Source organism: Conyzicola nivalis, from assembly GCF_040548875.1.
Taxonomy (GTDB): Bacteria; Actinomycetota; Actinomycetes; order Actinomycetales; family Microbacteriaceae; genus Conyzicola; species Conyzicola nivalis_A.
Window position 1 is genome coordinate 953,445 of sequence record NZ_JBEPSJ010000001.1, and the last position, 12,745, is coordinate 966,189.

Sequence of the window (12,745 nt, forward strand, 5' to 3'; positions counted from 1 at the left end):
CCCTCGCGGGCCTCGATACGGTCGCTGCGCGACCTGCTCGATCGGCTGAGCGGTCTCTAGCGGTTCAGCGGCGTCATGTCGGCGTAGCGGTCCCCCACCGGGGCGCTGAGTCCGTCGAGCGTGGCCAGCTGAGCGGGGCTGAGCTCGATGGCGTCGGCGGCCACGTTCTCCTCGAGGTACGAGACACGCTTGGTGCCGGGGATCGGCGCTATGTCGTCGCCCTGGGCGAGCAGCCACGCGAGCGCCACCTGGCCGGGCTTCGCCCCGATCTCGTTGGCGACCGCATCCACCTGTTCCACGATGCGGATGTTCGCTTCCAGGTTTTCTCCCTCGAAACGCGGGTTCTGGCGGCGGAAGTCGCTCTCGTCGAGCTGGTCGACCGAGCGGATCGTGCCGGTGAGGAAACCCCGCCCGAGCGGCGAGTACGGCACGAAGCCGATTCCGAGCTCGCGCACGACGGGCAGGATCTCGGCCTCCGGGTCGCGCGACCAGAGCGAGTACTCGGTCTGCAGGGCGGTGACGGGGTGCACGGCGTGCGCCCGGCGGATGGTGGCCGGGGCCGCCTCCGACAGACCGTAGTGACGCAGCTTGCCCTCCCGGATGAGCTCCGCCAGGGCGCCGACGGTGTCCTCGACGGGGGTGCCGGGGTCCATGCGGTGCTGGTAGTAGATGTCGATGTAGTCGGTTCCGAGCCGGCGCAGCGATCCCTCGATCGACAGGCGCACGTTCTCGGGGCTGCCGTCGAGGCCGCGCTCGTCGTTGCCGCGGTGCAGGATCGTGCCGAACTTGGTGGCGATCACCGCCTCGTCACGGCGTCCGGCCAGCGCGCGTCCCAGCAGCTCCTCGTTCGTGTACGGGCCGTAGATCTCGGCGGTGTCGAGCAGCGTCACTCCGAGCTCGAGGGCCCGGTGGATGGTGCGGATCGAACCCGCGTCGTCGGTGCTGTTGCCCGTGTAGAACGCGCTCATCCCCATCAGCCCCAGGCCGATGCGCCCGATCTGCGGTCCGTCGGTGCCCAGTGTGATCTTCTTCATGATCCGTCTACCTTCATCGTGTAATTGGCGATCTTGTAGTCGATGTGCGCGAGACTCTGCGTCATCGTCTCCAGCTGCGCGGCGACCGTGATGCGGTGTTCGAGCAGCAGGTCGCGGCGGGCCTCGGTCGTGTCGTCGCCGAGCCTGACCAGCTGCACGTATTCGCGCATCCGCGCGATCGGCATGGAGGTCGAGCGCAGCCTGGTGAGAAACACAACCCAGGCGACGTCCGCGCCGGAATAGCGGCGGTGCTGCGACGACGCGCGGTCGACCGCGTGGAGCATGAGCCCCGCGCGCTCGTAGTACCGCAGCGTGTGGGCCGTGAGCCCGGTCGCCTCGGCGACCTCGGAGATGGAGAGCGAGTCCTGCGTTATCGACATGGCATCAGGCTAAGACTTAGAGCGCGCTCTAAGTCAAGCGCGCCGCGCTCGGGCGCTGCGGGAGTGCCGTCCGGCGTCGGTGCCGGGGGCTATCGTCGAGGCATGACGCAGAATATCTACTACGTGGCCAGCAGCCTCGACGGTTTCATCGCAGACGCCGACAACGGCATCGACTGGCTGCTCGGCTTCGGATTCGAGAGCTTCCAGGAGCACTACGACGAGTTCCTCGCCGGCGTCGGCGCGATCGTGATGGGCTCGGCCACCTACGACTTCATGCTCGGCGAGAGCGCCACCTCACCGTGGCCGTACGCCGATCTGCCGACATGGGTCGTCACCTCACGTGAGCTGCCGTCGGTCGACGGGGCGAACATCTCGTTCGTGCACGGGTCGGTCGCCGACTTCGACTCCCGAGTGCGCGAGAGCGCCGGTGAACGCGACGTCTGGATCGTGGGCGGCGGCGACGTGGCCGCGCAGTACGCCGACGCGGGCCTGCTCGACCGGCTGCTGGTCACGGTGATGCCGATCGTTCTCGGCCGAGGCGTTCCCCTGCTGCCCGTCACCTCCCACACCGGGGTTCTGACGTTGGAGTCGACCACGCAGTTCGATCCCGGCGCGGTGGGGCTCGCCTACACGGTAGCCCGGCCCGAAGGTGCGGACGGCGCCTGAGGGGCGCGGCGGCGGGGCGGACTGCGGCGGGGCGGACGGCGGCTAAGGGGTCGGTGCGGCGGGGGCGCGCACCGCGGCCACCGCGTACTCGACCTCGACGGCGAGCGGATCGCGGGTGCAGCCGGTCTCGAGCGCGGCCTCGGTGACCGTGTCGGTGTACGAGATCGTGCCGGTGAGGGTGGATGCCGTCGGCGTGCCGTCGACGTCGGCCGTCTCCCCCACGGTGAGGGTCGCTTTCTGTGCGAAGTCGAACCCGTCGACGGCGACGACCGCGCCGGTGGTCGCGTTCACGCAGTCGAGGCCGCCCGAGAACTCGTAGTCGAAGCCGCCGTCGGTCTGCACGAAGTCCGTCGACTCGCGCGCCTCGAGGGTGGCCCCGCTCGAGACGGTTCCGTCGCAGAGGGCGTCGTCGCACTGCTCGCGCTCGACCAGCACGTATCGCACGGAGGTCGCGCCGACGACGTGGGCGGGGTTCGACAGGTCGTTGCTCGAGACCACCGTGCGGGTGACGACCCACTCTCCGGCGACATCGGCCTGGGCCGTCGAGACTGCCGACGTCGAGTCGTCAGGAGAACCGGCGGTGCACCCGCTCAGCGAGATGAGGGCAGTCGCGGCAGCGAGAACGGCGACGACACGGCGGGGAGGCATCTGAGAATCATCGCAGCCGCGCGGCGGAGTGACAACTTTGACGTGTGCGCCGTGTGGTGCTTAGTCGTGTGCCCAGTGGCGCCTAGCTCGGTTCCCGTCGCAGGCGGGCGTCCAGCTCGATGTCGTCGGGGAGGGGCCGGGCAACGGGGATCTTGCTGCCGAGCACCTGCGACACGAGGTCCCGCGCGATGTCCTGAGGGGTGAGGCCCACCCGCTCCAGGATCTGCTCCCGTGTGCCGTGGTCGAGGAACTCGTCGGGCAGCCCGAGCTCGGTGACGGCGGTGTCGACGCCGGCGGCGCGCAGGTCCTGCCGAATACGGGTTCCGATGCCGGCGACGCGCACGCCGTCTTCGATCGAGACGACGATGCGGTGCTCCGCTGCGAACCCGATGATGCTCTCGGGCACGGGCACCACCCAGCGCGGGTCGACGACTGTGGCGCCGATGCCCTGCGCGGCCAGCCGTTCGGCGACCTGCAGGCCGAGCTTCGCCATCGGGCCGACGGTGATGATGAGGACGTCCTTGTGGGCGGCCTCCCGCAGCACGTCGACTCCGTCGTCGGTGCGCCGTAGCGCCTCGAACTCGTTGCCGACAGAGCCCTTCGAGAAGCGCACGACGGTGGGGCCGTCTTCCACGGCGACGGCCTCCCGCAGCTCCTCGCGCAGGCGGGTCGCGTCGCGCGGCGCGGCGATGCGGATGTTCGGGACGACCTGCAGGATCGCGAGGTCCCACATGCCGTGGTGGCTCGGCCCGTCGGGTCCGGTGACACCCGCGCGGTCGAGAACGAACGTGACGCCGGCCTTGTGCAGCGCGACATCCATCAGCACCTGGTCGAAGGCACGGTTCACGAAGGTGGCGTACATGGCGACCACGGGGTGCAGGCCGCCGAACGCGAGCCCCGCCGCCGAGGTCACGGCGTGCTGTTCTGCTATGCCGACGTCGAGCACTCGGCCGGGGAAACGCTCGGCGAACTTGTGCAGCCCGGTCGGTCGCAGCATGGCGGCGGTGATGCCGACGATGCGGGGGTTGCTCGATGCGATGTCGACGATCTCGTCGGCGAACACCGACGTCCACGACGGCTTGCTGGCGACCTCGGTCGGTTCCCCGGTCTCGGGGTCGATCTGGCCGACGGCGTGGAACTGGTCGGCTGTGTCGGCGAGGGCGGGCAGGTAGCCGCGGCCCTTCTCGGTGATCGCGTGCACGATGACGGGCGCGCCGTAGTTCCTCGCCTGCTCGAGGGCCGACTGCATCGCGACGATGTCGTGGCCGTGGATCGGCCCGATGTACTTTATGTCGAGGTTGGAGTAGAGCGCCTCGTTGTTGGTGAAGCGGCTGAGGAAGCCGTGCGTGCCCCCGCGGATGCCGCGGTAGAAGGCCCGACCAGGGGTGCCGAGCTTGCCGAACAGCTTCTCGCTCGAACGGTGCAGGTTGCGGTAGGAGCTGCGGGTGCGCACGTCGTTGAGGAAGTGCGCCATGCCGCCGATCGTCGGAGCGTAGGAGCGGCCGTTGTCGTTGACGACGATCACGAGGTTGCGCGAGTTGTCGTCGCTGATGTTGTTCAGCGCCTCCCACGTCATGCCGCCGGTGAGCGATCCGTCGCCGACGACCGCGACGACGTGCCTGTCGCCCTGCCCGGTCATGGTGAAGGCGCGCGAGATGCCGTCGGCCCATGACAGAGAGCTCGATGCGTGGGAGCTCTCGACGATGTCGTGCGGCGACTCGGAGCGCTGCGGGTATCCGGCCAGCCCGTCTTCGAGACGGAGCTTGCTGAAGTCCTGACGACCGGTGAGCAGCTTGTGGACGTAGGTCTGGTGACCGGTGTCGAAGACGATGGCGTCGCGCGGCGAGTCGAAGACGCGGTGGATGGCGAGGGTGAGCTCGACGACACCGAGGTTCGGACCGAGGTGTCCCCCGGTCTTCGAGACCTCGGCGACGAGGAACTCGCGGATCTCGGCCGCGAGATCGACGAGCTGACCCGGGGTCAGCCCGTCGAGATCGCGCGGACCGGTGATCGCGCCAAGCAAACCGATGTTCTCGTGCTGACCCATGTTTCGAGCCTAGACCAGCGACCTCAGCACATACTGAAGGATCCCGCCATTGCGGTAGTAGTCGGCTTCGCCCGGCGTGTCGATGCGCAGCACCGCGTCGAACTCGATCGCCTGCTTGCCTGCCGCGGAGTTCGCGGTCGGCTCGGCGACGACGTGCAGGGTCTTGGGCGTGCGGCCCTCGTTGAGCTCTTCGACGCCGGAGATCGAGATCGACTCCGTGCCGTCGAGTCCCAGCGACTGCCAGGTCTCGCCCGCCGGGAACTGCAGCGGGAGAACTCCCATGCCGATCAGGTTGGAGCGGTGGATGCGTTCGAAGCTCTCGGTGATGACCGCCTTGACGCCTAGGAGGCTGGTGCCCTTGGCGGCCCAGTCACGGCTCGAGCCCGAGCCGTACTCCTTGCCGCCGAGGATGACGAGCGGGGTGCCCTCGGCCTGGTAGTTCTGGCTGGCGTCGTAGATGAACGCCTGCGGGCCTTCGGGCTGGGTGAAGTCGCGGGTGTAGCCGCCCTCGACGCCGTCGAGCAGCTGGTTCTTCAGGCGGATGTTCGCGAACGTTCCGCGGATCATGATCTCGTGGTTGCCGCGGCGCGAGCCGTAGGAGTTGTAGTCCTTGCGCTCGACGCCGTGCTCGTCGAGGTACTTGCCTGCGGGGCTGTCGGCCTTGATGTTTCCGGCGGGGCTGATGTGGTCGGTGGTGACCGAGTCGCCCAGCTTCGCGAGGACGCGTGCGCCGACGATGGATGACACGGGGGTCAGCTCCATCGTCATGCCGTCGAAGTACGGGGGCTTGCGCACGTAGGTGGACTCGGCGTCCCACTCGAACGTGGCGCCCACGGGGGTCGGCAGGTTCTGCCAGCGCTCGTCGCCGTCGAACACCCCGGCGTACTCGTGCGTGAACATGCCGGTGTCGATCGACGAGTCGATCGTCGCCTGCACCTCTGCGGAGTCGGGCCAGATGTCCTTGAGGAAGACGTCTTCTCCGTCGGTCCCCTTGCCGAGCGCGTCGGTCTCGAAGTCGAAGTTCATCGATCCGGCGAGGGCGTAGGCGATGACGAGCGGCGGCGACGCGAGGTAGTTCATCTTCACGTCGGGGTTGATGCGGCCCTCGAAGTTGCGGTTTCCCGAGAGCACGGCGGTGACGGCGAGGTCGTTCTCGTTGACGGCAGCGGAGATCTCGTCGAGCAGCGGGCCCGAGTTGCCGATGCACGTGGTGCAGCCGTAGCCGACGGTGTAGAAGCCGAGGTCTTCGAGGTACTCGGTGAGGCCGGCCTTGGCGTAGTAGTCGGTGACGACCTTGGAGCCGGGCGCGAGCGTGGTCTTGACCCAGGGCTTCGACTTCAGGCCCTTCTTGCTCGCGTTGCGGGCGAGCAGGCCCGCCGCGAGCATGACCGACGGGTTGGACGTGTTGGTGCACGACGTGATCGCGGCGATCGCCACGGCGCCGTGGTCGAGCGTGAAGCCGGTGCCGTCGTCGAGGGAGACGCGTGCCGGGTTGGTGACTGTGGAGGGAGCGTGGCTGGTGTGCACGTGGGCGTGCGCGGTCTCCTCGTCCTGGGGCGTCAGGCCGATGGGGTCGGACGCCGGGAACGTTCCCTCGAGGGCCTCGTCGACGAGCGAGTGGTCGGCCGACGCGTAGGCGTCGAGGTCGAGGATGAACTGGTCCTTCGACCGGCTGAGCTCGACGCGGTCCTGCGGACGCTTCGGTCCGGCGATCGACGGCACCACGGTGGCGAGGTCGAGCTCGATGTACTCGCTGAAGACGGGTTCGACGCTCGCGTCGTGCCAGAGCTTCTGCAGCTTGGAGTACTGCTCGACGAGGGCGACCTGCTCCTCGCTGCGGCCGGTGAGACGCAGGTACTCGAGTGTGACGTCGTCGATGGGGAACATGGCGGCGGTCGAGCCGAACTCCGGGCTCATGTTGCCGATGGTGGCGCGGTTCGCGAGCGGGACCTGGGCGACGCCCTCGCCGTAGAACTCGACGAACTTGCCGACCACACCGTGCTTGCGCAGCATCTGGGTGATCGTGAGCACGACGTCGGTCGCGGTGACGCCGGTGGGGATGGCGCCGGAGAGCTTGAAGCCGACGACCTTCGGGATGAGCATGGAGACGGGCTGGCCGAGCATCGCGGCCTCGGCCTCGATGCCGCCGACGCCCCAGCCGAGCACACCGAGGCCGTTGACCATGGTGGTGTGCGAGTCGGTGCCGACGCAGGTGTCGGGGTAGGCGCGGAGTACGCCCCCGACGGTGCGGGTGAACGTGACCTGGGCCAGGTACTCGATGTTCACCTGGTGCACGATGCCGGTTCCGGGCGGGACGACCTTGAAGTCGTCGAACGCGGTCTGGCCCCAGCGGAGGAACTGGTAGCGCTCGCCGTTGCGCTCGTATTCGAGCTCGACGTTGCGCTCGAGGGCGTTCTCGCTGCCGAAGAGGTCGGCGATGACGGAGTGGTCGATGACCATCTCGGCCGGCGAGAGGGGGTTGATCTTCTTGGGGTCGCCGCCGAGCTCGACGACGGCCTCGCGCATGGTGGCGAGGTCGACGATGCAGGGCACGCCGGTGAAGTCCTGCATGACGACGCGCGCGGGGCTGAACTGGATCTCGGTGTCGGGATCGGCGGTGGGAACCCAGGAACCGAGAGCCTCGATCTGGCTCTTCGTGACGTTGGCGCCGTCTTCGGTGCGCAGGAGGTTCTCGAGCAGCACCTTGAGGCTGAAGGGGAGCTTCTCGTGACCGGCGACGCGGTCGATCCTGAAGACCTCGTAGTCGGATGAACCGACCGTGAGGGTGTCCTTGGAATTAAAGCTGTTTACTGCGGACATAGTGCCGTCTCCCTTGCTGACCTGACTCCATCCTCGCGGTACGCCTGATGGCGTGCCAGCAAGGTAAGCCTAAGCCTGCGCGGCGGCAACGATCAGGTCGCAATGAAGCGAGATGCCCCCAGTATATATCTTGATATCAAGATACTTTGCCCGACTCGGGCTGTCAGGCGACCGGCTTCTCGTGAGCAGTGTCGCCCTTCGCGTAGACGGCGCGCACGAGGAGCCACGTGACCCAGAGCGTGGCGGCGTAGAGCGGGAGTCCCATGATGAGCTTGGTGGCGCCCAGAGCCTGCACCTGGCCGGCGTAGTACAGCGGCACCTGCACCGCGAGTCGAAGCGCGAACATCCCGGTCCACAGCACGGTGGTGACGACGGCAATGCGGAACTTCGCCTTGTCGGCCCTCCACGCCGTTCCCTCGCTGCGCAGGAAGCCGACGATGATCCCGATGGCGGGCCAGCGCACGGCGAGCGACACGAGCAGGGCCACGACGTAGGCGGCGTTGAGCAGGAAGCCGAGCACGAAGTTCTCCTCGGCGCGGCCGGAGAATATCGCCAGAGCCGCGGAGACCGCGATGCCGGCGAGCCCCACGAGCGCCGGCACGACCGGGGTGCGGGTGATGAGGCGCACGAGCACGAACACCACCGCGATGCCGGCCGGGACGAGCACCGACGGCACCGCGTCGCCGGTGATGGCGAAGACGAGCACGAAGAGGAATCCGGGCAGCAGCGACTCGATGATGCCGCGCACTCCGCCGATCGCGGCGAGCAGCGCCCCCGCGGTCGGGGTCTCCCCCGGTGTCACCTGGCCGAAGCCGGACTTCTGGGCGGCGGCGGAGAACGCCTCGGAGAAGTTCGGAGGGGTCGCCTGATCGTCGCGATCGTCAGCCATCGATCAGACCGTGGTGGGGGCGCTCGGTGCCTCGCCCGTCGGCGTCGCCGCCGGCATGTGCAGGGGAATGAGGTCGCGGGGCGGCATCGGGGTGTTGCCGCGGACCACCACGATGCTGCGGAAGAGGTCTTCGATCTGCGCGGCCGCGGCGGGTTCGACGGCGCCCTCGCCGGCGATGACCCCGCGCAGGAACCAGCGCGGGCCGTCTACTCCGACGAACCGCGCGATGCGGGTGCCGGTCTGGCCCGCGGTCGTCACGGGGATCTCGGCGAGCACCTCCGGACCGAACGGCCCGTCGCTGACCGTGGTCGTTCCACCCTGTTTGTGGATCTGGTCGATGATCTGCGCGCGGATCTCGTTCCACAGCCCGCTCGTGCGCGGTGCCGCGAACGGCTGCACCTGCAGCGACGAGCCGGCGAAGTCGAGGCCGACCGCGACGACGCGCTTGCTGCCCTCCTCGACCTCGAGCCGGAGCTGCAGGTCGGTGCGCGGCACGATCTTCACGCCGCCGAGGTCGACGTAGGGGCGGACCGCGTTGGCCTCGCTCTCGTCGAGCGGGCCGTTCGTCTCGCGGTCGGCGGGCGCCGACTTGGCATCGTCGTCGACGATGGTTTCGAATTCGTTGTCGCTCACGCGTTGTCTCCTGACTGGATTGCGCTGTACCCGGTCGATCCGAAGCCTGATTCGCCTCGGGCGCTGCCGGGAAGTGTGTGGACCGGTATAAAGCGAGCACGCGATACCGGCATAACGATGATCTGCGCTACGCGGTCACCGATCGCCACAGAATACGCCACCGAACTGTCTGTATTGAGCAGGGTCACCCGGATTTCGCCGCGGTAGCCGGCATCCACGGTGCCCGGGCTGTTCACGATGGTGATGCCGTGCTTCGACGCGAGGCCGCTGCGGGGCACCACGAAGGCGACGTAGCCGTCGGGCAGGGCGATGGACACGCCCGTGCCCACGGTGGCGCGCTGGCCCGGCTCCAGGTCGACCGCCTCGGACGCGAGAAGGTCGGCTCCGGCGTCTCCCGGGTGCGAGTACTCGGGAACGTGGGCAGACGAAATGAGAACCTCTACGGAATCTGGCACGTCACGAGGGTAGTGCAGAACAACGGGGCATCAGAAAGCCTGATGGAATAGGTGCATGACCACCTTGTACCGAGAGAGACTGTGGCCTGCGCCGTGGCTCTTCATCGCGACCGCCCTTGTGATTCCCGCCAGCCTGCTCGTCTTCCTGCCGATCAGCCAGACTGCCGGGGTCGTGGTCGCGATAGTGCTCTATCTCGGATGCGTCGGGCTGCTGATCCTCGGAGGTCCGGTGATAGAGGTCACAGACTCGGATTTTCGCGCCGGGAAGGCGACGCTCCCCCTGTCGATAGCCGGTACGGTCACGGCTCACACGGGGGACGATGCGCGGGTCGAGCGTGGAACGGGGCTCGACGCCCGTACGTGGCTGCTCATTCGCGGGTGGATCTCGCCTCTGGTGAAGATCGAGATCCTCGACGAACGAGACAGCGCTCCGTACTGGGTTGTGTCGACGCGGCATCCGGATGCCGTTGTCGCCGCGATCTCCGCGGCGAAACAACGGGCAGTCGGGTAGTTAGGCCGCGCACTCCAGGCAGATCGGTCCGAGCTTTGTCTCGTGATCGATCTGCGAACGGTGCTTCACGAGGAAGCATTCAACGCACGTGAACTCGTCGGCCTGTGCGGGAAGCACAACCACGTCGAGGTCGTGCTCGGAGAGGTCCCCACCCTCTAGTTCGAAACTGCCAGGGTTATCGGCGTCATCAACGTCGACTGAGCCAGACATCTTGTCTGGAACGCGCTCCTTGAGGGCCTCGATCGACTCTGTGTCGTCGTCGGTCTTGCGGGGTGCGTCGTAGTCGGTTGCCATGCCCATCCACTTCTTGTATGCGTCTAGTTATCTAAATCGGCGGCCACAGTTTGCATCATTGGTTTGTGAATAGCAAACCCAATTTGACACTTGTTGTGGCGACAGGATTGGTAACTTACGGCGCGCCCACTGTATTCCCGTACTCCCCGCTGAAACCGTGGCATCCTTAGCGGGAATATCGAGCGCTGGAGGGTATCTCAGCATGCAAGACCTGCGAGTAATCGGAGTAGAGAACGGGGCACTCCTCGTGTCCTCCGTCGACGGCAACCGTTTTCGGATACCGATCGACGAAGTGCTGCAGTCGAAACTGCGACAGGCGGTTCCCGATCCGGGGGCCGGTCGCAAGATCGCGCCGCGCGAGATCCAGGCACAGATCCGTTCTGGCATGTCCGCTCAGGACGTGGCCGCCATCACCGGTGTGCCGCTCGAGTACATCCAGAAGTTCGAGGGACCCGTGCTCGCCGAACGCGAGTTCGTCGTCGAGACCGCGCTCGGCGTCGCCGTGCACACGGCGGTCGAGTCCGACCCGATGAGCGTCGGCCGCACGTTCGGCATCGTCATCCGCGAGCGACTCGTGGGCCTCGGCGCACTGAACGAGCGTTGGGCGAGCTGGAAAGACCCCGAGACGGGCTGGATCGTGAAGCTCGCCTTCACCGCCGAGCAGATCGACCACGACGCCCGCTGGCGGTTCGACCCGAAGAAGCTCACCCTCGCTCCTCTCAACAACGAGGCCGTCACTCTCTCCCAGCAGGGCGAGTCGCAGGGTGCGCTCATCCCGCGCCTGCGCGCCGTGAACGGCGACGACCGTGAGGCCGACAACTCCCGCTTCGACAGCGGCGCATTCGACATCGACGACGACAGCCTTCGTCACCCCGACGACGAGCTGCCGCTGAACCGCTTCGGCTCCGGCGCCCCCGTCGAGCACGCCCCGCTGCAGGACCACAATCAGACGGCCGACCTGCTCGAGGCCCTGCGTCGGCGTCGCGGCGAGCGTGAGGCCGCGTCGTTCACCGACGACGAGGAGTCGGCGAACCACCCGTCACGCTCGCAGAACGCCACGGGCGGCATCCGCCTGGTCGACGTTCCGCTCGACGGATTCCTGACGGAGGACTCGGACGAGGGCCGCTCAACGGCCCCGCAACCGGTCATCCCCACCAAGCACACCGCCCGCAAGGGCCGCACGGCGATGCCCAGCTGGGACGACATCGTCTTCGGCGCGCGTCCCGACGACGACCTGACCTAGCCCGACCGCGCTAGGTGCGTGCGAACGCTCCAGCGCGCAACAACGGAACCTGCACCTCGGCGGGCGACCACGAGCCGTGGTGCCCGACCATGCCGTGCCCCTTGAGAGTGCGGCTGTCGTAGTACGCGATGCCCTTGCGTGCGGCCACGAGCAGGTCGCCGATGCGCGGCAGCACCTCCGGGCGCACTTCGCCGAACCATCCGGCCCCCACCGCCTCATCGCGGGTCGCGATCCACGACCGCTCGCCCTCGGCGGCCCGCCAGGCGGCGACTGTCGCCTCGCGCACCTCGGCGCTCGCGTCGTCCGCGAAGTGCAGCTGGAGGCAGCGCGGCTCCCCCGCCACGAAGCGCACGCCGTCGATGAGCGGCGCGCTCGAGTCGAACAGCACGTGGTTGCGCTCCGCGATGTCGAGAACGCCGTGGTCGGCGGTGATGAGCAGGCCGTCGTCGGGCCCGAGCGCGGCCAGCAGGTCGCGCACGGCGGCGTCGAGGATCTCGAGCCAGTTCGTCCACTCCCCCGATTCGGCGCCGGTCGCGTGGCCCGCGACGTCTAGCTCGGGAACGTACACGTAGGCGATGCCCGACCCGCCGGGCTCGGCGAGCCATTCGGCGGCGCGTTGTAGCCGGTCGCCGATCGACGTCGCACCGATGTACTCGGCTCCGCGCAGCACGGCCTGGCTGAAGCCGCTGTCGCGGTAGCGCTCAGGGCCGATCGCCACGGCGGAGAGCCCACTCGCCACGGCACGCTCGAAGACGGTCGGCATCGGCTGCCACGCCGTCGGGTCGATCCTGTCGTCCCAGCCGGAGAGCTGCTTGAACACCCGGTCGTTGGCCGGGTCGAGCACCGTGTAGCCGACCATGCCGTGCTGGCCGGGCGCCTCTCCCGTGGTGAGGGTCGCGAGCGCGGCGGCGGTGGTGGTGGGAAATCCGGAGTCGATGACGGATGACGCGGTGAGCAGCGACATCAGGGTGCGGGCGTGCCCGGCCCGCGACTTGAGAGCGGCGGCACCGAGGCCGTCGACGAGCAGAACGACGACCCGGGAGGCACGCGGCAGACCGAGGCGATTCTGCTCGCCCGAAATTGACTGCAGACACGCCGGCATAACATCGGCGAGGCTCAGTCGGT

At 68.0% G+C, this 12,745-nt stretch carries 13 protein-coding genes; 3 read left to right on the top strand and 10 right to left on the bottom strand.

The genetic code is table 11. The features are described from left to right. Window positions 1-56: 56 nt before the first annotated feature. Window positions 57-1,034 carry an aldo/keto reductase gene (locus ABIE21_RS04665; protein WP_354023604.1) on the bottom strand — a complete coding sequence of 326 codons (978 nt, stop codon included), beginning with the start codon at window positions 1,032-1,034 and terminating at the stop codon, window positions 57-59. After that, a complete protein-coding gene (locus tag ABIE21_RS04670) occupies window positions 1,031-1,414 on the bottom strand; it encodes a MerR family transcriptional regulator (protein WP_354023605.1) in 384 nt (127 codons plus the stop codon). Before ABIE21_RS04670 ends, ABIE21_RS04665 begins: the two co-directional genes overlap by 4 nt. 102 nt (window positions 1,415-1,516) lie before the next feature. Between ABIE21_RS04670 and ABIE21_RS04675 the strand changes: the two genes are divergently transcribed. Beyond that, window positions 1,517-2,080 (top strand): dihydrofolate reductase family protein, encoded by a 564-nt coding sequence (locus ABIE21_RS04675; RefSeq protein WP_354023606.1) that lies wholly within the window; start codon window positions 1,517-1,519, stop codon window positions 2,078-2,080. Between the two features lie 42 nt (window positions 2,081-2,122). On the opposite strand, the gene ABIE21_RS04680 is transcribed toward ABIE21_RS04675, so the two are convergent. The 6 genes from ABIE21_RS04680 to dut all read right to left on the bottom strand — a co-directional run bounded on the left by ABIE21_RS04680 (window position 2,123) and on the right by dut (window position 9,572). Next, window positions 2,123-2,728, bottom strand: coding sequence for a hypothetical protein (locus ABIE21_RS04680; protein ID WP_354023607.1), 606 nt, complete (start codon window positions 2,726-2,728; stop codon window positions 2,123-2,125). 82 nt (window positions 2,729-2,810) lie between these two features. Beyond that, a complete protein-coding gene (dxs, locus tag ABIE21_RS04685; protein WP_354024407.1) occupies window positions 2,811-4,757 on the bottom strand; it encodes a 1-deoxy-D-xylulose-5-phosphate synthase in 1,947 nt (648 codons plus the stop codon). 27 nt (window positions 4,758-4,784) lie between these two features. Continuing rightward, the gene (gene acnA / locus ABIE21_RS04690; protein ID WP_354023608.1) at window positions 4,785-7,595 is read right to left on the bottom strand and encodes an aconitate hydratase AcnA; all 2,811 of its coding nucleotides are present in this window, start codon (window positions 7,593-7,595) and stop codon (window positions 4,785-4,787) included. 163 nt (window positions 7,596-7,758) lie between these two features. Continuing rightward, window positions 7,759-8,484: a DUF3159 domain-containing protein gene (locus ABIE21_RS04695; RefSeq protein ID WP_354023609.1), complete on the bottom strand. Its 726-nt coding sequence runs from the start codon at window positions 8,482-8,484 to the stop codon at window positions 7,759-7,761. 3 nt (window positions 8,485-8,487) lie between these two features. Continuing rightward, window positions 8,488-9,117: a DUF3710 domain-containing protein gene (locus ABIE21_RS04700; protein WP_354023610.1), complete on the bottom strand. Its 630-nt coding sequence runs from the start codon at window positions 9,115-9,117 to the stop codon at window positions 8,488-8,490. Then, window positions 9,114-9,572, bottom strand: a complete 459-nt coding sequence (dut, locus tag ABIE21_RS04705) for a dUTP diphosphatase (protein ID WP_354023611.1) — start codon at window positions 9,570-9,572, stop codon at window positions 9,114-9,116. Before dut ends, ABIE21_RS04700 begins: the two co-directional genes overlap by 4 nt. Window positions 9,573-9,627: 55 nt before the next feature. Between dut and ABIE21_RS04710 the strand changes: the two genes are divergently transcribed. Continuing rightward, window positions 9,628-10,083: a DUF3093 domain-containing protein gene (locus ABIE21_RS04710; protein ID WP_354023612.1), complete on the top strand. Its 456-nt coding sequence runs from the start codon at window positions 9,628-9,630 to the stop codon at window positions 10,081-10,083. On the opposite strand, the gene ABIE21_RS04715 is transcribed toward ABIE21_RS04710, so the two are convergent. Continuing rightward, window positions 10,084-10,377, bottom strand: a complete 294-nt coding sequence (locus tag ABIE21_RS04715; protein WP_184235691.1) for a DUF4193 domain-containing protein — start codon at window positions 10,375-10,377, stop codon at window positions 10,084-10,086. A gap of 202 nt (window positions 10,378-10,579) precedes the next feature. On the opposite strand from ABIE21_RS04715, the gene sepH reads away from it, so the two are divergent. After that, window positions 10,580-11,620, top strand: a complete 1,041-nt coding sequence (sepH, locus tag ABIE21_RS04720) for a septation protein SepH (RefSeq protein ID WP_354023613.1) — start codon at window positions 10,580-10,582, stop codon at window positions 11,618-11,620. A 10-nt stretch (window positions 11,621-11,630) separates the two neighbouring features. On the opposite strand, the gene ABIE21_RS04725 is transcribed toward sepH, so the two are convergent. Then, a complete protein-coding gene (locus ABIE21_RS04725; RefSeq protein ID WP_354023614.1) occupies window positions 11,631-12,722 on the bottom strand; it encodes an alkaline phosphatase family protein in 1,092 nt (363 codons plus the stop codon). Window positions 12,723-12,745: the final 23 nt, after the last annotated feature.

Bases quoted from the DNA above. Each gene is read 5' to 3' on its own strand.
- ABIE21_RS04695 (WP_354023609.1), bottom strand. From the start codon at position 8,484: ATGGCTGACGATCGCGACGATCAGGCGACCCCTCCGAACTTCTCCGAG.
- ABIE21_RS04715 (WP_184235691.1), bottom strand. From the start codon at position 10,377: ATGGCAACCGACTACGACGCACCCCGCAAGACCGACGACGACACAGAG.
- ABIE21_RS04670 (WP_354023605.1), bottom strand. From the start codon at position 1,414: ATGTCGATAACGCAGGACTCGCTCTCCATCTCCGAGGTCGCCGAGGCG.
- ABIE21_RS04710 (WP_354023612.1), top strand. From the start codon at position 9,628: ATGACCACCTTGTACCGAGAGAGACTGTGGCCTGCGCCGTGGCTCTTC.
- acnA (WP_354023608.1), bottom strand. From the start codon at position 7,595: ATGTCCGCAGTAAACAGCTTTAATTCCAAGGACACCCTCACGGTCGGT.
- ABIE21_RS04680 (WP_354023607.1), bottom strand. From the start codon at position 2,728: ATGCCTCCCCGCCGTGTCGTCGCCGTTCTCGCTGCCGCGACTGCCCTC.
- ABIE21_RS04665 (WP_354023604.1), bottom strand. From the start codon at position 1,034: ATGAAGAAGATCACACTGGGCACCGACGGACCGCAGATCGGGCGCATC.
- sepH (WP_354023613.1), top strand. From the start codon at position 10,580: ATGCAAGACCTGCGAGTAATCGGAGTAGAGAACGGGGCACTCCTCGTG.
- ABIE21_RS04725 (WP_354023614.1), bottom strand. From the start codon at position 12,722: ATGCCGGCGTGTCTGCAGTCAATTTCGGGCGAGCAGAATCGCCTCGGT.
- ABIE21_RS04675 (WP_354023606.1), top strand. From the start codon at position 1,517: ATGACGCAGAATATCTACTACGTGGCCAGCAGCCTCGACGGTTTCATC.